Origin of the sequence: Neisseria lactamica, from assembly GCF_901482445.1 — a bacterium.
Taxonomy (GTDB): domain Bacteria; phylum Pseudomonadota; class Gammaproteobacteria; order Burkholderiales; family Neisseriaceae; genus Neisseria; species Neisseria lactamica.
The window spans coordinates 1,541,738-1,562,189 of record NZ_LR590477.1; the positions used below are offsets into that span (position 1 = coordinate 1,541,738).

The window sequence follows — 20,452 nt, forward strand, 5'->3', positions numbered from 1 at the left end:
CCGTCATTCCCGTGAAAGCGGGAATCCAGGTTCGTTGAGTTTCAGATGTGTAGGGCGGGCTGTAGGGTGGGCTTCAGCCCACCGAAACCAATCCAAACCACCAAACCGCCCCCGCCGTCATTCCCGCTAAATCCCGTCATTCCCGCGCATGCGGGAATCTGGCTCTTTGAGTTTCAGCCGTTTCCGACAAATTGCCGCAGCGTTAAGTTTCCGGATTCCCGCTTTCGCGGGAATGACGGAATATTTTTGCATTTGATAAAAATGCCGCCTGAAATTTTTTCAGCGGTCGTCAGGTGTTGTGCAGGGTGGGACGTAGGGTGGGCTTCAGCCCACCACCTCCACCAATCCCTCCGCATCAAGGGTTTTGGCGAACCGGCGGGATTCGGCGGTTTCGGTTTTCGGCGGGGAATGGCGGATTTGGTTGGAATGGCGGAATTGGTGGGCTGAAGCCCACCCTACGCCACCCTACGAAACGTTGAGCCGCCATTCCCGCTTTCGCGGGAATGGCGGCTTTTGGTTTGTCGTCTTTATTGTGGGATTATCCGGCAATCATTCTGCGGTTTTGCGCCTGTGTGCCGCCGGAATCCCGAGGGATTCTCTGTATTTGGCAACGGTGCGGCGTGAAACCTCTATACCGCGAAGTTTCAAAAGGCGGACTATCGTTTCATCGGTATGGGGTTTGTGCCGGTCTTCATTATCGATAAGTTGCGAAAGGACGGCTTTGGCGGCGGTTTGGCTGAATATTTCGCCACTGCCTCCTGTTTGAACGGCAGACGTGAAAAAATGGTGCAGGGGAAACACTCCGCGCGGGCAAGACAGATATTTTTGGTTGGCGGCTCGTGAAACGGTGCTTTCCGCCACGCCCAATTCGGCGGCGGCATCCTTCATCAGCAGGGGGACGAGTCCGATTTCGCCGAAAGTGAAAAAATCCGCCTGATGTTTGACGATGTATTCGGCAAGGCGGACAACGGTCGCCTTCCTCAATTCGAGCGCGTCGAGGTATTGCCGGGCTTCGCCGATTTTTTCCTTCCATTCGGGCGAAACGCCTTCAGACGGCATCAGTCCGCAATATTCGCGGTTGAGCTGCAAGGCGGGCTGGGCATCTTCGTTGAAACTGACCGTCCATCCGTCTTTACTTTCCTCAACCCGGACATCCGGTCGGATATACGGCGTGAGCGTGGACGAGGCAAAACCGGCGGCGGGAAAGGGATTGAGCGAAGCAATGAGGTCGAGTGCGGCTTCGAGTGTACCGCCGTCGGTTTGGGGCAGGCGTTTTTTTATTCGCGCGAGGGTTTGGCTGCGGTTGCCGTCAATGCTGTCGAGGGCGTTTCGGACGATATGCAGGGCGGCGGATTTGGCGGCACATTCGCCCAATCTTTCTATCTGCAGTATCAGCGATTCGTTCAAATCGGCGGCGGCCACGCCTGCCGGGTCGAATTTTTTCAATGCGGTCAGGGCTTGTTTCAGCATTGCCTCGTCCAACATCCACTCCAAGGGCGTATGGTCGAGGATGTCTTCGATGCTGTCGGTCAGGTAACCCTGCTCGTCAAGGAAATCGATAAGGATGTGGACGCAGGCGGATTCTTGGTCGGAAAGGGGGTGTTCGCACACTTGCGCGTGCAGGTATTGCTTGAAGTCCTGTTCGCCGGCGATGTTGGACAGCATATCTTCGCCTTCGTCCCCGCCGATTTGGCGCGCGGGCGCGGTGTAATGGGAAAACCCGGCATCGGAAAATTCATCCGTGTCTTTGCGTTCGAGCAGAGGATTGTCCGACAGCCAGTCCTCGACCTCGCGTTCAAGTTCGATACCCGACATCTGCAATACGCGCAAAGATTGTTGCAGCCGCCGGTCGAGCTGCTGGGTCTGTTTGAGCTTTATTCCGAGTAAGGTCATGATAATGTGGGGGAAATTGTTATTTTCAGTCTGTCGGTGCAAAAAATGCCGCAAAGCGTCATTGCATTATAAATGGTTTTAATGAGCGGGTTCGGATTCCGTTCGATAACAAAAAACAAACGAAAATCAAAAACCGATTGCTTATAACAATATTAAATCGATTTCATAGTTTTAATAGCGAAAATCTTGGCGTATAGTCGCACCCATAGTTTTTACAAAAGGAAAACAAAATGTCGATTCAAGAAATTTATTGCAATCAAGAAACCGGTTACGAATACGCTTTCCGCCAAATCGTACTGTAAGCCGTTTACCCCCATTTGACCAACCCGAAAAAAGGAACAAGAGCGATGACTACCTCCAAATGCCCCGTCACCCATCTGACTATGAACAACGGCGCGCCCGTTGCCGACAATCAAAACAGCCTGACCGCCGGCCCGCGCGGTCCTCTGCTGGCGCAAGATTTGTGGCTGAATGAAAAACTCGCCGACTTCGTGCGCGAAGTCATCCCCGAACGCCGTATGCACGCCAAAGGTTCGGGCGCGTTCGGCACGTTTACCGTAACGCACGACATCACCCAATACACCCGCGCCAAAATCTTCAGCGAAGTCGGCAAAAAAACCGAGATGTTCGCCCGTTTTACCACCGTGGCAGGCGAACGCGGCGCAGCCGATGCAGAACGCGACATCCGCGGTTTTGCGTTGAAATTCTATACCGAAGAAGGCAACTGGGATGTGGTCGGCAACAACACGCCCGTGTTCTTCCTGCGCGACCCGCGTAAGTTCCCCGACCTGAACAAAGCCGTCAAACGCGATCCGCGTACCAATATGCGCTCTGCCACAAACAACTGGGACTTCTGGACGCTGCTGCCTGAAGCGTTGCACCAAGTTACCATCGTGATGAGCGACCGCGGTATTCCCGCCGGCTACCGCCATATGCACGGCTTCGGTTCGCATACCTACAGCTTCTGGAACGAAGCAGGCGAGCGTTTCTGGGTGAAATTCCACTTCCGCACCCAACAAGGCATTAAAAACCTGACCAACGAAGAAGCCGCCAAAATCATCGCCGAAGACCGCGAAAGCCATCAGCGCGACCTGTACGAAGCCATCGAACGCGGCGACTTCCCGAAATGGACGATGTACATCCAAGTGATGCCCGAAGCCGATGCCGAAAAAGTGCCGTATCATCCGTTTGACTTGACCAAAGTTTGGCCGAAAAAAGACTATCCGCTGATTGAAGTGGGCGAATTCGAGTTGAACCGCAATCCCGAAAACTTCTTCGCCGATGTGGAACAATCCGCCTTCGCACCGAGCAACCTTGTGCCCGGTATCGGCGCGAGCCCGGATAAAATGCTGCAAGCCCGTTTGTTCAACTACGCCGACGCGCAACGCTACCGCTTGGGCGTAAACTTCCGCCAAATCCCCGTCAACCGCCCGCGCTGCCCCGTACACAGCAACCAGCGCGACGGACAAGGACGCGCCGACGGCAACTACGGCAGCCTGCCGCACTACGAACCCAACAGCTTCGGACAATGGCAGCAGCAGCCCGACTTCGCCGAACCGCCTCTGAAAATCAACGGCGACGCGGCACACTGGGACTACCGCCAAGACGATGACGACTATTTCAGCCAACCGCGCGCCCTGTTCAACCTGATGAACGACGCGCAGAAACAGGCTTTGTTCGGCAACACCGCCGCCGCAATGGGCGACGCGCCCGACTTCATCAAATACCGCCATATCCGCAACTGCTACCGTTGCGATCCGGCATACGGTGAAGGCGTGGCCAAAGCCCTCGGACTGACTGTCGAAGACGCACAAGCCGCCCGCGCGACCGACCCCGCACTGGGTCAGCCCGGTTTGCTGTAAGGAGGCATTATGTGGATGGAAATTGAAGAAATCCTGTCCCGCGCCGTCCGCTACCAGAAATAACCGGGCATAAAAATGCCGTCTGAAACGTCGTTTGACCGCTTCAGACGGCATTCCCCCATCCCGCCCCGCCGTTTCAGCGGGCGTTTTTTATTAAACGCAAAATATCCCGTCATTCCCGCGCCATCCCCACCGGTTCAAACCGGCACGAAAACTTTTCCGCGTCATTCCCACGAAAGTGGGAATCTAGAACGTCAAATCTAAAGAAACCGTTTTTCCCCATAAGTTTCCGCACCGACAGACCTAGATTCCCGCCTGCGCGGGAATGACGGTTTAGGTATTTCTGACGATTCAATAAGCCGTATCGGACTGTAGAATGGGCTGTAAGGTGGGCGTAGGGTGGGCTTCAGCCCACCAACTCCACCACTCCCACCAACCCCACCAACCCACTTTTCCGCTTCATTCCCACGAAAGTGGGAATCCAGAACGTAAAATCTAAAGAAACCTTTTTCCCCGATAAGTTTCCGTGCCGACAGGTCTAGATTCCCGCCTGCGCGGGAATGACGGTTTAGGTATTCACATAAGGCGGATGTGTAAGGTAGATGCATAGGACGGGCGATAGGGTGGACGTAGGGTGGGCTTCAGCCCACCAACCCCACCATTCCACCAACCGAACCCAACCCAAACAAGCCAATCCGCCAATCCCATCATTTCCGCCGTTTTCAGACGGCATCGGTTTGTCGGTACAAGGCGGCGCGTAACGGCACAGGTAAGATTGTCGGATTTGTCGGATTGGTGGGCTGAAGCCCACCCTACAACCTGCCCTACAACCCACTTTTCCGCGTCATTCCCGCGCAGGCGGGAATCCGGACCCGTCCGCACGGAAACTTATATTTTCGTCATCCCACCATTCCTACCAATCCAACCAAACCAACCCCACCATTCCGCCATTCCCGCCCACAACCCACTTTTCCGCGTCATTACCGCGCAGGCGGGAATCTAGGTTCGTTGAGTTTCAGCCATTTCTAATAAATTCTTGCAACTTTGAGTTTCTAGATTCCCACTTTTGCGGGAATGACGGGATACGGGTTTCCGTCACTCCGCCGGCTCCGCCAATCCCCCTCCCAAAATCCCAATCTGACAAAAAACGTCAGCCCGAAACTGACAAAAAATGTCACACCTGACAAAAAACGTCAGCCCGCCGCATTATTCCGCCGCATTCCGCGCCGCGTTGATATAAAAAATACCCATACCAAACAGACAAATAAAAAAATATTCTGTAAAATGCCGAGCCGAACCCGTTTTTGGCACGCCGCTTGCTGGTAAGAAGGCAAGCCGAACCAAAAAAACCATCGGTCAAATACATTACGGGTTTACGTTTGCGGCAGATACCGCAAATTTCCAATCAAACTTAAACATTTTCAAACAGGAGTCATCCAAATGAAAGCAATCCAAAAAGGTTTCACCCTGATCGAGCTGATGATCGTCATCGCCATCGTCGGTATCTTGGCAGCCGTCGCCCTGCCCGCATACCAAGACTACACCGCGCGCGCCCAAATGTCCGAAGCCCTGACTTTGGCCGAAGGCCAAAAAGCCGCAGTGGTCGAGTATTACTCCGACAACGGCACGTTCCCGACAACCAATGCTTCCGCAGGTATTGCTAATGCCTCTACGATTAAAGGTAAATATGTACAAAAAGTGGAAGTTAATGGCGATGCTACCTCTGCCACCATTACCTCTACTATGAATGCCTCAGGCGTGAACAAAGATATTTCAGGTAAAACCTTGCTACTCGTCGGCAAACAAAACTCCGGCTCGTTCGAATGGACTTGTAAAGCAGGTACTGTGGACACCAAATTCCTGCCGTCTTCCTGCCGCAAATAAGGACAATGGCCGGGTTTGAACTCGCCGTGAAAACAAATGCCGCCCGAACCGCCCGGGCGGCATTTCCTATTCCCCTTTGCCGCTTCAGACGACATCCTCCGTCCGCCTTTGCCGTTTTGGCAGGCGTTTTTTATTAAACGCAAAATATCCCGTCATTCCCACGCCATCCCCGCCGGCTCAAACCGGCACGGAAACTTTTCCGCGTCATTCCCGCGACAGCGGGAATCTGGAACTCGGGGTTGGAGAAACCGTTTTATCCGATAAGTTTCCGCACCGACAAAACTAGATTCCCGCCTGCGCGGGAATGACGGACCTGTCCGCACGGAAACCTATATCTCGTCATTCCCACGAAAGTGGGAATCCAGGTTCGTTGAGTTTCAGCTATTTCTAATAAATTCTTGCAACTTTGAGTTTCTGGATTCCCGCCTGCGTGGGAATGATGATATTTCTGTTTTTGATTTTTTGTTTTTGCGGGAATGACGGAATACGGGTTTTCGTGCGGCGTTTTTCGCGCTTTGCTGTTTTGCTATAATCCGCCCTTTTTAAAGACGGGTGCGGTATGGGTTTTTATGCTTTGCTCTTGATTGCGCTGGGGATGTCGATGGATGCGTTTGCCGTCGCGCTGGCAAAGGGTGCGGCGGTCAGGATGCCCCCGCGCAAAATTGCGGCAACGGCTTTGGTGTTCGGCACGGTTGAGGCGGTTACGCCGCTGGCGGGCTGGGCGGGCGGTTTTTATGCCAAGCCGTTTATCAGCGAATGGGACCATTGGGCGGCTTTCGTCCTGCTGGGCGGGCTGGGTCTGAAGATGTTGCGTGAGGGCTTGTCCGGCGGGGCGGAGGACGCGCGGGAAACCAAACGGGAAAGCCTGTGGTTGACGGTTCTGACTGCTTTCGGCACCAGTATCGACTCTATGATTGTCGGGGTGGGCTTGGCGTTTATGGAGGTAAATATCGCCTTTGCCGCCGCAATCATCGGTATGGCGACGACGGTGATGGTGGCGGTCGGGCTGACGGCAGGCGGGGCTTTTGGCGTACTGCTCGGCAGGCGTGCGGAATTTGCCGGCGGACTGGTGCTGATCGCCATCGGCACTTGGACACTCTTGTCGCACTTGGGGCTGATCGGGTAAGGACTGCCAAAAAATGCTGTCTGAAGCGTTGTTTGACCGTTTCAGACGGCATTTTTTATTTTTTGGGCGTAGGGCGAATCCGTAAGGTGGGATGTAGGGTGGGCTTCAGCCCACCCTACGCCCACTGTTTTTGATTTTTTGTTTTTGCGAGAATGGCGGGATTTTGGTTTGCTGTTTTTGTGAAAATGACGAAACCGCGCAAATGCTGATGCCGTCTGAAACACTGTTTGATTGTTTCAGACGGCATTTTTTGTTCACATCGATCAAGCCGCGTTGTCGAAACCGCTGTGGCGCAAGAGTGCGTCTATGCTCGGTTCGCGTCCGCGGAAGGCTTTGAAGGACTCTGCCGCGCTGCGGGAGCCACCGACGGCGAGGATTTCTTGCCAGAAGCGTTTGCCTGTGGCGGCAATGTCGCTGCTTTCTTCAAAGGCGGCGTATGCGTCCGCGCTCAATACTTCCGCCCACGCGTAGCTGTAATAACCTGCGGAATAGCCGCCGGCGAAGATGTGGCCGAAGCTGTTGGCGAAGCGGTTGTATTCGGGCGGCCGGACGACGGCGGTTTCTTCACGCACTTGGTCTAAAACCTGTTGCCAGTTTTTCAGACGGCATTCGTCGCTTTCGCTGTAAATCATCATATCGAAGAGGGCGAACTCCATTTGTCGGACGAGGAACATTCCGCGTTGGAAGTTTTTGGCGGCAAGCATTTTGTCGAACAGCCCTTCCGGCAATACCGCGCCGGTTTCTTCGTGGGCGGACATTTGCATCAAGACATTGTATTCCCAGACGAAGTTTTCCATAAACTGGCTGGGCAGTTCGACCGCGTCCCACTCGACGCCGTTGATGCCGGATACGCCCAGTTCGTCCACTTGGGTAAGCAGGTGGTGCAGCCCGTGTCCGGTTTCGTGGAAGAGGGTGAGGATTTCGTCGTGGCTCAAACGCGCTTCTCTGCCGCCGACGGGCGGGGCGAAGTTGCAGACGAGGTAGGCGGTGGGCAGTTGCAGCGTGCCGTCTGAAAAACGGCGGCGACCTTTGTAGTCGTTCATCCACGCGCCGCCACGTTTGCCTTCGCGTGCGTACAAATCCATATAAACGCCGCCTATGGTTTCGCCGTTTTGTTGCAATTCAAAATAGCGCACGTCTTTGTGCCAGACGGGGACGGTTTTTTCGGTAAATCCGATGCCGTAGAGTTTTTTGATTTGGGCGAACAGGCCTGCCAGAACTTTGCTGACGGGGAAGTATTTTTTAACTTCGGTTTCGCTGAACGCGTATTTGACTTCGCGCAGTTTTTCGCCGGCGTAGCCCAAGTCCCACGGCTGCGGGTCGGTAAGGTTCAGGTGTTCGCTGGCGAAGGCTTTGACTTCGGCGAGGTCTTTTTCGGCGTAGGGTTTGGCGCGGCGGGCGAGGTCGTGCAGGAAGTTTAAAACTTGTTCGGGGGTGTCCGCCATTTTGGTTGCCAGCGACAGCTCGGCGTAGTTTTTGAAGCCGAGCAGTTTGGCGGTTTGCAGGGCGTTTTCGAGCGTGCGGTCGATGTTGGCGGTGTTGTCGAATTTGCCGCCGTCTGAAAGTTCGCTGGCGCGGGTAACGTAGGCGCGGTAGATTTGTTCGCGCAGTTCGCGGTTGTCGGCGTATTGGATAACGGCGAGGTAGTGCGGCATTTGCAAACCGATTTTGTAGCCTGTTTTGCCTTCGCTTTGCGCGGCGGCGGCAAACATAGCGAGCAAGTCTTCGGGAATGCCGGCAAGCGGTGCGGCATCGTCAAAGTAAATGCCGAACGCGTCGGTCGCGTCTAGGACGTTTTGCGAGAATTTGGCGGAGAGTTGCGCGCCTTCGGTTTGCAGTTTTGCCAGTTCTGCCTGCTGTTCGGGCGGCAGTTCCGCGCCACTCAATACGAAATCGCGCAGGTCGTGGTTGAGCTTGGTTTTTTGTGCGGGGGAGAGGGTGTCGAACTCGGGGGAGTTTTTGATGGTTTTGAAGCGGTTGTACAGCTCGATGTCTTGTCCGATTTCGGTGAAGAAGACGGTGATTTCGGGCATTAGTTCGTTATAGACGGCGCGCAGTTCGGGCGTATCGGTGACGGAGTTGAGGTGCGACACCACGCCCCAAATCCTGCCGACGCGTTCGGTGATGCCGGTCAGACGCTCGACGGTGTTCGCCCAGTCGGTGTGCGTTTGGGCTTTGATGGCGGCGATTTGTTCGCGCGCTTCGGCGATGGCGGTTTGGACGGCGGGTTTGATGTCTTCGGTTTTGATTTGGTCGAAACGGGGTTCTTCGCCCAAGTGGAGCAGTGCGTTATCGGTCATAAGATGGGTTTCCTTTGTGTGTTGTGCTTCAGACGGCATATCGGCGGCACGCCGTCTGAAGCCGGAAATGGGGCCGGCCGGGGAAAGTTAAAGTGTTTCGGAGCCGGCGGGATGGTTTAACAGGCGGTATTGTACGCGCAAAAATTCGTCCATAACCGCCTGTTGGATTTCCAGCCGCTTTGAAACGGGGGAGGCGAAGCGGACGATGATGCGGTATGCCTTGTCGTCGTACGGCACGCGGGTAACGCGCGGTCTGGCGGCGGGCGTGATAAACAGTTTTTCCGCCTGCACGTTTTCCAAATGCCGTTGGATGGCGGGGATGTAGGGCGCGCACAAGGGCTCGAGTACGGCTTTCAGACGGCATACGGCCTCATCCGAATCCAAATGGATGGGGACGGGGATTTCGACCGTATGGATGACGTAGTCGCCCAAAATATTGTCGCGGCGCACGGGGTGGCTCAACAACAGGCTGTTGGGGAAAGAAACGGTGGTTCCCGCAAGCTGTCCGACCAAGGGGTTCGGGCCGACCTGCATCATCAGCGTGTTCAACAGGTTGATGTCGACCACGCGCCCGCGCAGGCCGTTGATTTCGATATAGTCGCCGACCGAGTATTGCTGGGTGGCAGACCTTAAAATACTGCCCGACAAACACATAATCAGTTCCTTTGTCGCCACGACGACCGCCGCCGCCACCGCAAACATCGACAAAGCCAGCGTTTGAATTTGCGCCGACCAGATAAATGCCAGCGAAAACAGCACCAAAAGCAGCGTTACATTGCGGCTGGCAACCAAAAACCGCCGCTTGCTTTCGATGCCGAAATCCGGATGCCGTCTGAAGTGGATATTCAACAGAAGGGCGCGCGCCAGCAGCAAAGCCGCAACCGCCGCCACGGATTCGGCCGCCTCCGCACGTATCGGGACGGCATCGAGCCAAGTATTCAGAAGATTCCATATTTCCATTTCCGCACCCTGTCCGAAAAATATAGGACGTAGATTTTAGTGGCAAAAAAACGCTTTTGCCACTTGGCGGGCAAATCCCGCGCCCGTACCGGCCGCCAATGCTCCGCCCGCCCTTTCAGACGGCATCCGGATGCGGATAACGCTGAATTAGGCGGCAAAATCGGCTATAATACACAATTATATACGCCGTCCCGCCCGCTTTTTCCACAAGGTGCGGACTGTTTTGGCGGCATCGCAAAATCTTTTCAAAATCCGGCAAAAAATATGACTGAACAAAAACACGAAGAATACGGCGCCGACAGCATCCAGGTGCTCGAAGGCTTGGAAGCGGTACGCAAACGCCCCGGCATGTACATCGGCGACACGCAGGACGGCAGCGGCCTGCACCATATGGTGTTTGAAGTATTGGACAACGCCATCGACGAAGCACTCGCCGGACATTGCGACAAAATCACCGTTACCATCCACGCCGACCATTCCGTCAGCGTCGCCGACAACGGGCGCGGTATGCCCACCGGCATCCACCCGAAAGAAGGACGCTCCGCCGCCGAAGTCATCATGACCGTATTGCACGCAGGCGGCAAGTTCGACAACAACAGCTACAAAATCTCCGGCGGCCTGCACGGCGTGGGCGTGTCCGTCGTCAACGCGCTGTCCGACTGGGTTACGCTGACCATCTACCGCGACGGCAAAGAACACTTCGTCCGCTTCGTGCGCGGCGAAACCGAAGAGCCGTTGAAAGTGGTCGGCGATTCCGACAAGAGAGGCACGACCGTACGCTTCCTCGCCGGCACGGAAACCTTCGGCAATATCGAATACAGTTTCGACATCCTCGCCAAACGCATCCGCGAACTTTCCTTCCTCAACAACGGCGTGGACATCGAATTGACCGACGAACGCGACGGCAAACACGAAAGTTTCGCCCTTTCCGGCGGCGTGGCGGGTTTCGTGCAATACATGAACCGCAAAAAAACGCCCTTGCACGAAAAAATCTTCTACGCATTCGGCGAAAAAGACGGAATGAGCGTCGAATGCGCGATGCAGTGGAACGACAGCTATCAGGAAAGTGTGCAGTGTTTCACCAACAACATCCCCCAGCGCGACGGCGGTACGCACCTGACCGCGCTGCGCCAAGTGATGACGCGCACCATCAACAGCTACATCGAAGCCAACGAAGTCGCCAAAAAAGCCAAAGTGGAAACCGCCGGCGACGATATGCGCGAAGGTTTGACCTGCGTGTTGTCCGTCAAACTGCCCGACCCAAAATTCTCATCCCAAACCAAAGACAAACTGGTTTCCGGCGAAATCGGCCCCGTCGTCAACGAAGTCATCAGCCAAGCCTTGACCGACTTCCTCGAAGAAAACCCGACCGAAGCCAAAATCATCACCGGCAAAATCGTCGATGCCGCGCGCGCGCGCGAAGCCGCCCGCAAAGCTCGAGAAATCACCCGCCGCAAAGGCGTGATGGACGGCTTGGGGCTCCCCGGAAAACTCGCCGACTGCCAAGAAAAAGATCCTGCCTTGTCAGAACTTTATCTGGTCGAGGGCGATTCCGCAGGCGGTTCCGCCATGCAGGGGCGCGACCGCAAATTCCAAGCGATTTTGCCGCTTAAGGGCAAGATTTTGAACGTTGAAAAGGCGCGCTTTGAAAAAATGCTCGCCAGTCAGGAAGTCGCCGCTTTGATTACTGCGTTGGGTGCAGGTATCGGCAAGGAAGAATTCAATGCCGAGAAGCTGCGTTACCACCGCATCATCATTATGACCGATGCCGACGTGGACGGCGCGCACATCCGCACCCTGCTTTTAACCTTCTTCTACCGCCAAATGCCCGAACTGGTCGAGCGCGGCTACATCTATATCGCCCAGCCGCCTTTGTATAAAGCGAAATACGGCAAACAGGAACGTTACCTCAAGGACGAGTTGGAAAAAGACCAATGGCTGCTCGGACTCGCCTTGGAAAAAGCCAAAATCGTTTCAGACGGCAAAGTGCTGGAGGGGAAAGATTTGGAAGATGCCGCCAAGCAGTTCCTGCTGGCAAAAACCGTTATCGGACAGGAAAGCCGCATCATCGATGACTTGGTGCTCAAGGCGATGCTGTATGCCGAACCGGTCGATTTGTCTTCGGCAGAAAGCACAGACCGCGCCATTGCCGATCTTTCCGCCTTGTTGGACGAAAAAGAAGTGGTGTTGGAACGCGTGGAAGGACACGAAGGCAACCGCTTCATCAAAATCACGCGCAAGCTGCACGGCAATGTGATGACCAGCTACCTCGAATCCAAATTCCTCAACAGCAAAGCCTATCAGACCATTGTTCAGACGGCCGCCGTGCTGAAAGGTTTGGTTGCCGCCGGTTCGACCCTGTTTAAGGGCGAAACCGAATATCCTGTCGGCAGCTTTGAAGAAGCGTTGGACATCCTGTTGCAAAACGTGCAAAAAGGTATGGGCATCCAGCGGTATAAAGGTTTGGGCGAAATGAACCCCGAACAGCTTTGGGAAACCACGATGGATCCGTCCGTGCGCCGCCTGTTGAAAGTGCACGTCGAAGATGCCATTGCCGCCGACGAAGTGTTCGTTACGCTGATGGGCGACGAGGTCGAGCCGCGCCGCGCCTTTATCGAGAACAATGCGCTGATTGCCCAAAATATCGACGCATAAGTCAAAATGAAAAAAGGAGACGGGCATCGTGCCGCGTCTCCTTTTTGGTTGGTCAAACGGAACCTGTGCCGTCTGAAAAACCGTCGGAGCAAAATATGATCAGCATTTTCGATATTTTCAAAATCGGCATCGGCCCTTCCAGTTCGCATACGGTCGGCCCGATGAAGGCAGCCGCCGCCTTTGCCGCAGACTTAGACGCGCAAACCGCCCGCATCGCCATCGACATTTACGGCTCGCTTGCCCTGACCGGATACGGACACGGTACGTTTGACGCGCTGATGCTCGGTTTGGAAGGCAGTCTGCCGCACGATATTCCGCTTGCAGACATTCCCGACCGCCTCGAGCGCATCCGCACGCGGCACATCCTCCGCCTCAACGGACAAGAAATCCGCTTCATCCCCGACCGCGACCTGAACATACGCGGCAATCAAGTGCTGCCCAAACACCCCAACGGCCTGCGTTTCACCGCCTATGCTTCAGACGGGGCAGTCTTGAAGGAGCAGGTTTATTATTCGGTCGGCGGCGGGTTTGTCGTTACCGAAGAAGATTTTGACCGGCAGTCGGAAACAGAAAAAGCCGTTCCCTATCCCTATACCAGTTGCGCCGAGCTGCTTGCTCAATGCCGTCTGAACCGGCTCGACATCTCCGAAGTCGTGTTGGCAAACGAAGCCGCGCTTGCCGGATGCGGCGAAGCCGAAATCCGCCGCCGCGTCGCCGGCGTTGCCGAGGTTATGGAAGGCTGCATCAAACGCGGCTTGGGTGCGGACGGCGAACTGCCCGGCGGATTGAACGTCCGCCGCCGCGCCCCGCATCTTGCCGCCAAGCTCAAAGTCCTGCGCGAAACCGAAATCGTCAACACCCAGCTCTGGCCGATGGTGTACGCCATGGCGGTCAACGAAGAAAACGCCGCCGGCGGCCGCGTCGTTACCGCGCCAACCAACGGGGCGGCAGGCATCATTCCCGCCGTATTGCACTATTTCCGCAAGTTCAACCCCCACGCCACACAGGAGCGCGTCGAAAACTTCCTGCTCACCGCCGGCGCAATCGGCATCCTCTACAAAACCAACGCCTCCATTTCCGGTGCGGATGTCGGCTGTCAGGGCGAAGTCGGCGTAGCCTGTTCGATGGCGGCGGGCGCATACGCCGAAGTCATTGGCGGCACGCCCAAACAAGTGGAAAACGCCGCTGAAATGGCGATGGAACACCATTTGGGGCTGACTTGCGACCCCGTCGGCGGGCTGGTGCAAATCCCCTGTATCGAACGCAACGGCATCGCCGCCGAAAAAGCCCTCAAACTCGGCACGCTCGCGCTCTTGGAAGACGGCACGGACAAAAAAGTCTCGCTCGACGAAGTCATCCGAACCATGCTGCAGACCGGCCGGGATATGAAGGCGACCTACAAAGAAACCTCGCTTGCCGGACTCGCCGCCACGCTCCGGAAAAAAGCCGTCCCCGTATCCGTGCGCGTGGTCGAGTGCTGAGGATGGACAGAAACGGAAATGCCGTCTGAAAACCTTCAGACGGCATCGGCAAGGATGCGGCCGTATCCCCTTACCGCCCCTATACTTTCCGGTCAGATACGGCGGACAATGCCGCCTTCATCTGTTCGGCAATTGCACGAATAACGGGAACACATACGGAATTGCCGAATTGGCGGTAAGCCTGCGCGTCCGACACCGGAATTTGGAAACTGTCGGGAAAACCCTGTAAACGGGCGGCTTCGCGAGGCGTGATTTTGCGCGGGTTTTTGCCCGGCTGTTCGATCAGGATTTCACTGCCGTCTTTGTAATAACGTGCGGAAATAGTATTGGTATAAGCTGATTCGGCATTAAACAGACCGTAACCGAAACCTTTCCCTGCCGCACGATTTTCAGCCTTCCTGCGTTGGTATCCCTGCCAAAGTTTGTCTGAAATGGTGTATTTTTCGTCCGGATATGCTTCCAAAATATCACCGACCGCTGTTGCCTGCCCGATAGGTTGGGGAAAACGGAAATCCACATCGTGGTTGAGGAATCCGACCAAATAAATCCGTTCCCGGTTTTGCGGTATGCCGAAATCGCGCGCTTTCAATACTTCCGTATAAACTTTATAACCGGCCTGTTGAAGGTGTGCCAAAATCACTTGCAGGGTTCTTCCCTTGTCGTGTCCTTTCAACTGTTTGACGTTTTCCAGTAAAAACGCCTGAGGTTTTTTGGCCAGCAGGATGCGCTCGATGTCGAAAAACAGCGTACCGCGCGTATCGGCAAAACCTTTCTTCAGACCAGCTTGGGAAAAGGGCTGGCAGGGGAAGCCTGCCAATAAAATGTCGTGGTCGGGAATATCGGCAACATCTGTCTGCGTGATGTCGCCACAGACGGTTTCGCCGCCGTGGTTGGCTTGATAAGTTTGAACGGCGTATTTGTCTATTTCCGACGAAAATACGCACCGCACATCATCAAAAGCCTGCTCGAAGCCTAAGCGTATGCCGCCGATGCCCGCAAACAAGTCGATAATTTTAAACATTTACTTTTTCCAATACTTCATAACGTTTGGAATTTCTTCCAAAAAATAGCTTTCAAAATCAATAACGCTGCGTTTATCTTTTAAGTGCGGCTGCTTTTTAATGTTTTGCGGGACAACCAACACGATGTTGTGGTTATTCATTTGAATCACTTTGTTTTCGGAAATATCGTCATCCACCGTCAGCAGGTAGATATTGGGAACATTGGAGCGGCTGACTTCTTCTACAACCTCCCGCCGGCGCTCGCGCAGTGTAGTTTTCATTGTGCCGATAACGGTTTTGTCGCGGCGTTCGTTGAAGGCATCAATGCCGGGTAAAATGGAATCGACCAATTTTCCCAAGCCCAATTTGGCAAATACTTCTTTGCCGACCTGAGATTGCGAATCAAACGGATAACCCAAGTATTCGTACAGAAAATAAACAATGCCTTCAGATGCAAACCGGCGTTGTTTGCAGCATCCGGCAAGAATTTTTAAAAGGTCTTTTCTAAAATATGCAGATATTCGAATGTCGAATTTGCCTTATGGTTACGGTTTTCTGTTTTATCTGCCTTAAACCGCCGGTATTCCGTTTGAACCAAATCATATTTGCCGAAACGCTCAAAAATCTCCCTTACCTGCCCGACAGACATCAAGCCTTCGTTGTTGTAGCTGAGAAAAATATATTGAAAGTCCGCATCCCTAATCAAAGCCTCAAATACCGGAACCACATCCGATTTTGAGCAATATTTCGAGCGGCTATATTCCCTTAAGCCCGTTTTCCCTTTGGGCGTAAAATCATCATAAAGCGCGATACTGTTCAACAGATGATAATTCGCACCATATTGGCGGGCGTTATACGGCGGATCTAAGTATAAAATATCGCCTGAAATATTTTTTATTAACTGATTCGCATCCGCTTGATAAACTTGGTGTCCGTCACTGCCAATCTCAAACAAAGCAGGTTCGAGCGACAATGGTTTCAATGCCGACTTTTTTAGATTTTTCAAAAAAGCCCCGTAAACAGATGCCGTATTTGCCACTTTATCCGCACCCTCCAGCAAAGTTGCCAGTAAGAAATAATAAGTATCTTCATCAATGTAGCGCGTATTTTTCCACTCTTCGATTTGAATCCGGACAGCATCTATTTTTTTACCGTTCTCATCACTGAAATATTGGCGTTCCGAGCCCGAACCCAAACAATAATGTTGATAAATCAACCCTTCCCTGGGCGGCAACTGTTCCAACCTTTGCAGAAGTTCGCCCGCTTTAAGAATACTTTGGCAATTGCCGATATAATTTCTATTTAAAACATAACTGTAATATTCCATATCGTTCGCAATCACCTGCTTTACATTTGTTTTAAATTTTCTTCCGACAATCCCCGTCCCTGCAAATAAATCACAAAATACTTTATCAGACAGCGAATGGCCGGCCACATTGCTTATTTCAGTTTCCAGCCAGTTAGAAAGTTTTAGTTTGGAGCCGATATAATTCATCCGTTATCTTCTTCATATAATTTCTTAAAAATGTAGTCCGATGTATATTTGGCCGCTTCGGCAGCAATTCTCTTAACACTGGACTTTCGATATTCGACGGGATCGTATTGATAACATCCGACACAGCCTAATTCTTCGGAATAATTTTCATCGCCCATATAAAACGCATAGGGATTGCCCGAAATATTTTTAGCGCTCCACCGCTTGTTCGTCTCTTTACAGGTTTTGCAGATTTGGCGTTTGACATCATTGGCTGCTTTGCAAAGCGGTTGGAAATCTTCTAATTTTTGCGTTTTAATGTCACTGACACGATGATTGTTTTTCCTACCGTCTTTATGATCGATTTCAATCTTGGTATTTTCAGATTTTCCATTAACCCCCAACATCACACAATTTCTTGTTTTAAGCGCGTCTTTGATATCTTTTCGGATATATTGTTTAAAATGCTTTTCTTGATTAAAGCCATTAAGGCGGATTGCATCTATAGAATTGCCGGAAGTAAGGCCCTTATCGAATTCAACAATATAATCTCTCGCTAATGGAGAATCTTTCCGACACCAGCTTCCCCCATTACCTAATTTCAAATCTTTATATTCCCCGGCAAATTCACTTGTCTTAACCCAACGGGAAATACCTTGTTCATTTGGTTTGGCTAATCTTAAAAATAGTTCTGTTTTTGTGATTTTCATACTCAAAACGCTTTTTTAAAAAATATAGTCACCACTATTGGACGCACCGTATCGTCGGAATCCGGGACAAACCGCCCAAATCGCCCGATGGTTACAATACAGCCTTCGGATTTTGCCATAAAGGCGGTCGTCCGGTGCGGAACATCCTGTTTTACCCTCCTCGGATCCGGCTTTATTTTTGGCTTTCTGCGAACCGGCTGCCCGGTTTACGGGCGTTTTATTGTGTAATTTTATGGCTTTGGGCAGTTTTACAGCTTGGAAAGCCCTTCCGCCAGACATCCGGAAAGGGGGATTTTTATTGGGCCGATGCCGTCTGAACGAATGCCGGCGCGGCGGGGACAGGCAGTTTATGGATTACAATTCCATCGTACCGTACGCCGAAAACCGTTCCCGTTCGGATGACACGCCCATAGATTCCGCAATTGCCATACGCCAATGCAAGGCACACCGCCGTTATCCTCCGGCAATATGGCAAACGATGCAATATCGGAACATTTTGCAACATACGCCAAAGCCCGCGCTAAAACACCTTGTACAGCGCAAAACCGGATGGGAATGGAAAAATCCGGAAACAAACATTTTTTAAAGCGTACAAACAAAAAAAATACCAACCGGAGGTTGGTATTTTTTAACTTTTGGCGCGGCGGACGGGGCTCGAACCCGCGACCCCCGGCGTGACAGGCCGGTACTCTAACCAACTGAGCTACCACCGCGCATCCATTGTTTGCAACAATGAAAGGAAACTTGGTGGGTGATGACGGAGTCGAACCGCCGACATTCTGCTTGTAAGGCAGACGCTCTACCAACTGAGCTAATCACCCGAACATAAAAAATACCGACAGAGTCAGTATTTTGAAACTTGGCGCGGCGGACGGGGCTCGAACCCGCGACCCCCGGCGTGACAGGCCGGTACTCTAACCAACTGAGCTACCACCGCGCATCCATTGTTTGCAACAATGAAAGGAAACTTGGTGGGTGATGACGGAGTCGAACCGCCGACATTCTGCTTGTAAGGCAGACGCTCTACCAACTGAGCTAATCACCCGTGAATTTTGCGAAAGCGTTATTAAACCAAATAACCGGAAATGGCGCAAGCCTTATTTCGGCATTTCATTTATATTCCCTGCAAGCTCCAGTTTTCAAAAGAGATAATTTCTTCTTTTTTGCCTGCGACCACCAACACGTCACCGCCTTCCAATGTAAACGAGTCATCCGGGTTTTCAATCCGGCCGGTGCGGCGGCGGACGAACAAGAGTTTGATGCCGTAAGCCGCCATCGGAAGCGTGCCGACTGTTTTGCCGACGGCGTATGCTTCTGCCGCCAAAGGAAAGGCGTGGCGGACGGTTTCACCGGTTTCGCCGAATCCGGTACTGTCGTCGCTGCCGACGAACAATCCTTCCAACGCGGCATAACGGCTGTGCCGGATATTTGCCATCGTCTGATAGACGTGCCGGTACGACGCGCCGTTGCCCAACATCGCATAGCCTGCCAGTACGAGTCCGGTTTCTTTGGTGTCCGACACGGCTTCTTCCGCGCCCATATCGGCAAAGGTTTTCATGTAATCGTCGTCGGTGGCGCGCACATATACGGGCATATCGGGGTACATAGACAGGACGTTGTGCAAGACGTGCCGGGCTTCGTGCATATTATTCAGCGTCAGCACCACCATTTTCGCGCGCCCCAAGCCGGCCGCCTCCAATACTTCGCGCCTTTTCGCATCGCCGAACGACACCGGCTCGCCGGCATTTTTGGCAACCTGCACGCGCGCGATGTCCAAATCGAGTGCGAAATACGGGATGTTTTCTTGGGCGAGGACGCGCCCGACCGTCTGCCCGCCCCTGCCGAAACCGATAATCAGCACATGATCGGACTTGCTCATCGCTTCCACCAGCATACTGTGCAGATCGAGCGACTTCATATCCCAGTTCGACTTGATGAAGCGTCCGACCAGCGCGTCCCCGCCGCCCATCATCAGCGGGGCGGCAATCATCGACAGCAGCACCGCCGCCGTCGCCGCCTGTTCCAGTTCGGGCGAAACCATATCAAGCTGTCCGGCAATGGCCAGCATCACGAAGCCGAACTCGCCGCCCTGCGCCAGATACAGGGCGGCCTTGATGCTGTCGCCCGCCGAATGTTTCATTTTGAACGAAACGGCGAAGACGATGACCGCCTTCAATACCAGCAAAACCGCCAACAGCATCAGCACCAGCCGCCAATTGCCCGACAGCACGCCGATATCCATTTTCATGCCGACCGTGATAAAGAAAAAGCCCAGTAAAATATCACGGAACGGGCGGATGTCGTCTTCGACTTGGAAACGGTATTCTGTTTCCGAAAGCAGCATCCCCGCCACAAACGCGCCCAACGCCATCGACAGCCCTTCCAATGCCGTCAGGTAGGACACGCCCAGCGTTACCAGCAGCACGTTGATCATAAACAGTTCGGACGATTTGCGTTTGGCCACCATCCTGAACCATCGCGACATGATTTTGCTGCCGACAAAAAACAGCAGCCCCAACGTCAGCAGCATTTTTACAAATGCCAAACCCAAGGCCGCCCAAATATTTCCGTCCCCGCCGCCCGCCAATGCCGGAATCAGAATCATCAGCGGCACGACCGCGATGTCCTGCATCAGCAGCACGCCCATCGCCATTTGTCCGTGCGCCTGCCCCAATTCCGCCTTTTCCGACAAAATCCGGCTCACAATCGCCGTGGACGACATCGCCAACGCGCCCGATACGGCAAACGCCCAAGTAAACGGCACGCCCGTCAGCATCAGGATGCCCATCACCGACAGCATCGTAATGCCGACCTGCAAACCGCCCAGCCCGAACACCAGCCGCCTCATCGCCCTCAGCTTGGGCAGCGAAAACTCCAAGCCTATACTGAACATCAGGAACACAATCCCGATTTCGCCCAGATAATCCGTCGCGTGGCTTTTCGGAATCAGGCTGAACATACCCGGACCCGCCAAAAAGCCGACCAGCAGGTAGCCCAACATAGAAGGAATGTTAAACTTGCGGCACAAAACCACCGCAATAACCGACACCAGCAAAACAATGACGACAGGGGCAAGCGAAAATTCGTTCATAGACCGTCCGAACAG

At 53.5% G+C, this 20,452-nt stretch carries 16 protein-coding genes and 4 tRNA genes; 6 read left to right on the top strand and 14 right to left on the bottom strand.

Features of this window, described 5'->3' with window-relative positions; all coding sequences use genetic code 11:
* Positions 1-549: 549 nt before the first annotated feature.
* Positions 550-1,893: an RNA polymerase factor sigma-54 gene (rpoN, locus tag FGL10_RS08305; protein WP_003709281.1), complete on the bottom strand. Its 1,344-nt coding sequence runs from the start codon at positions 1,891-1,893 to the stop codon at positions 550-552.
* Between the two features lie 347 nt (positions 1,894-2,240).
* Here rpoN and katA point away from each other — a divergent pair, with 347 nt between their 5' ends.
* Positions 2,241-3,755: a catalase KatA gene (gene katA / locus FGL10_RS08310; protein WP_036469787.1), complete on the top strand. Its 1,515-nt coding sequence runs from the start codon at positions 2,241-2,243 to the stop codon at positions 3,753-3,755.
* A 75-nt stretch (positions 3,756-3,830) separates the two neighbouring features.
* The gene (locus tag FGL10_RS12115) at positions 3,831-4,019 is read left to right on the top strand and encodes a hypothetical protein (RefSeq protein ID WP_003709286.1); all 189 of its coding nucleotides are present in this window, start codon (positions 3,831-3,833) and stop codon (positions 4,017-4,019) included.
* A gap of 304 nt (positions 4,020-4,323) precedes the next feature.
* Here the strand turns inward: FGL10_RS12115 and FGL10_RS12120 are convergent, their stop codons facing one another.
* Positions 4,324-4,488: a hypothetical protein gene (locus tag FGL10_RS12120; protein ID WP_155270588.1), complete on the bottom strand. Its 165-nt coding sequence runs from the start codon at positions 4,486-4,488 to the stop codon at positions 4,324-4,326.
* A gap of 707 nt (positions 4,489-5,195) precedes the next feature.
* On the opposite strand from FGL10_RS12120, the gene FGL10_RS08335 reads away from it, so the two are divergent.
* Both FGL10_RS08335 and FGL10_RS08350 read left to right on the top strand, forming a co-directional pair.
* The gene (locus FGL10_RS08335) at positions 5,196-5,639 is read left to right on the top strand and encodes a pilin (RefSeq protein ID WP_003709293.1); all 444 of its coding nucleotides are present in this window, start codon (positions 5,196-5,198) and stop codon (positions 5,637-5,639) included.
* A gap of 559 nt (positions 5,640-6,198) precedes the next feature.
* Positions 6,199-6,765, top strand: a complete 567-nt coding sequence (locus tag FGL10_RS08350) for a manganese efflux pump MntP (RefSeq protein WP_003709298.1) — start codon at positions 6,199-6,201, stop codon at positions 6,763-6,765.
* Positions 6,766-6,880: 115 nt separating this feature from the next.
* On the opposite strand, the gene FGL10_RS12815 is transcribed toward FGL10_RS08350, so the two are convergent.
* From FGL10_RS12815 to FGL10_RS08360, 3 genes are all read right to left on the bottom strand, one after another.
* Positions 6,881-7,012 (bottom strand): hypothetical protein, encoded by a 132-nt coding sequence (locus FGL10_RS12815; RefSeq protein WP_269321711.1) that lies wholly within the window; start codon positions 7,010-7,012, stop codon positions 6,881-6,883.
* Positions 7,013-7,028: 16 nt separating this feature from the next.
* Positions 7,029-9,065, bottom strand: coding sequence for a M3 family metallopeptidase (locus FGL10_RS08355; protein WP_036469791.1), 2,037 nt, complete (start codon positions 9,063-9,065; stop codon positions 7,029-7,031).
* A gap of 87 nt (positions 9,066-9,152) precedes the next feature.
* Positions 9,153-10,025: a mechanosensitive ion channel family protein gene (locus FGL10_RS08360; protein WP_003709304.1), complete on the bottom strand. Its 873-nt coding sequence runs from the start codon at positions 10,023-10,025 to the stop codon at positions 9,153-9,155.
* 264 nt (positions 10,026-10,289) lie between these two features.
* Here FGL10_RS08360 and gyrB point away from each other — a divergent pair, with 264 nt between their 5' ends.
* Positions 10,290-12,680 (top strand): DNA topoisomerase (ATP-hydrolyzing) subunit B, encoded by a 2,391-nt coding sequence (gene gyrB, locus FGL10_RS08365; RefSeq protein WP_003709307.1) that lies wholly within the window; start codon positions 10,290-10,292, stop codon positions 12,678-12,680.
* Between the two features lie 95 nt (positions 12,681-12,775).
* Positions 12,776-14,161, top strand: a complete 1,386-nt coding sequence (locus FGL10_RS08370) for an L-serine ammonia-lyase (RefSeq protein ID WP_003709309.1) — start codon at positions 12,776-12,778, stop codon at positions 14,159-14,161.
* A gap of 79 nt (positions 14,162-14,240) precedes the next feature.
* Here FGL10_RS08370 and FGL10_RS08375 read toward each other — a convergent pair whose 3' ends face one another.
* From FGL10_RS08375 to FGL10_RS08420, 9 genes are all read right to left on the bottom strand, one after another.
* The gene (locus FGL10_RS08375; RefSeq protein WP_003709312.1) at positions 14,241-15,182 is read right to left on the bottom strand and encodes a DNA cytosine methyltransferase; all 942 of its coding nucleotides are present in this window, start codon (positions 15,180-15,182) and stop codon (positions 14,241-14,243) included.
* Entirely contained in the window at positions 15,183-15,581 is a 399-nt protein-coding gene (locus tag FGL10_RS08380) for a type II restriction endonuclease (RefSeq protein ID WP_003709313.1), read from the bottom strand.
* A gap of 71 nt (positions 15,582-15,652) precedes the next feature.
* Positions 15,653-16,657 carry a DNA adenine methylase gene (locus FGL10_RS08385; RefSeq protein WP_003709316.1) on the bottom strand — a complete coding sequence of 335 codons (1,005 nt, stop codon included), beginning with the start codon at positions 16,655-16,657 and terminating at the stop codon, positions 15,653-15,655.
* Positions 16,654-17,346, bottom strand: a complete 693-nt coding sequence (locus FGL10_RS08390) for a type-2 restriction enzyme NlaIII (protein ID WP_003709319.1) — start codon at positions 17,344-17,346, stop codon at positions 16,654-16,656. Before FGL10_RS08390 ends, FGL10_RS08385 begins: the two co-directional genes overlap by 4 nt.
* A 636-nt stretch (positions 17,347-17,982) precedes the next feature.
* Positions 17,983-18,059 (bottom strand) — tRNA-Asp (locus tag FGL10_RS08400).
* A gap of 32 nt (positions 18,060-18,091) precedes the next feature.
* Positions 18,092-18,167: transfer RNA gene (locus tag FGL10_RS08405), tRNA-Val, on the bottom strand.
* Between the two features lie 39 nt (positions 18,168-18,206).
* Positions 18,207-18,283 (bottom strand) — tRNA-Asp (locus tag FGL10_RS08410).
* A 32-nt stretch (positions 18,284-18,315) separates the two neighbouring features.
* Positions 18,316-18,391: transfer RNA gene (locus FGL10_RS08415), tRNA-Val, on the bottom strand.
* 69 nt (positions 18,392-18,460) lie between these two features.
* Positions 18,461-20,437, bottom strand: a complete 1,977-nt coding sequence (locus FGL10_RS08420) for a monovalent cation:proton antiporter family protein (protein WP_003709323.1) — start codon at positions 20,435-20,437, stop codon at positions 18,461-18,463.
* Between the last annotated feature and the right edge of the window lie 15 nt (positions 20,438-20,452).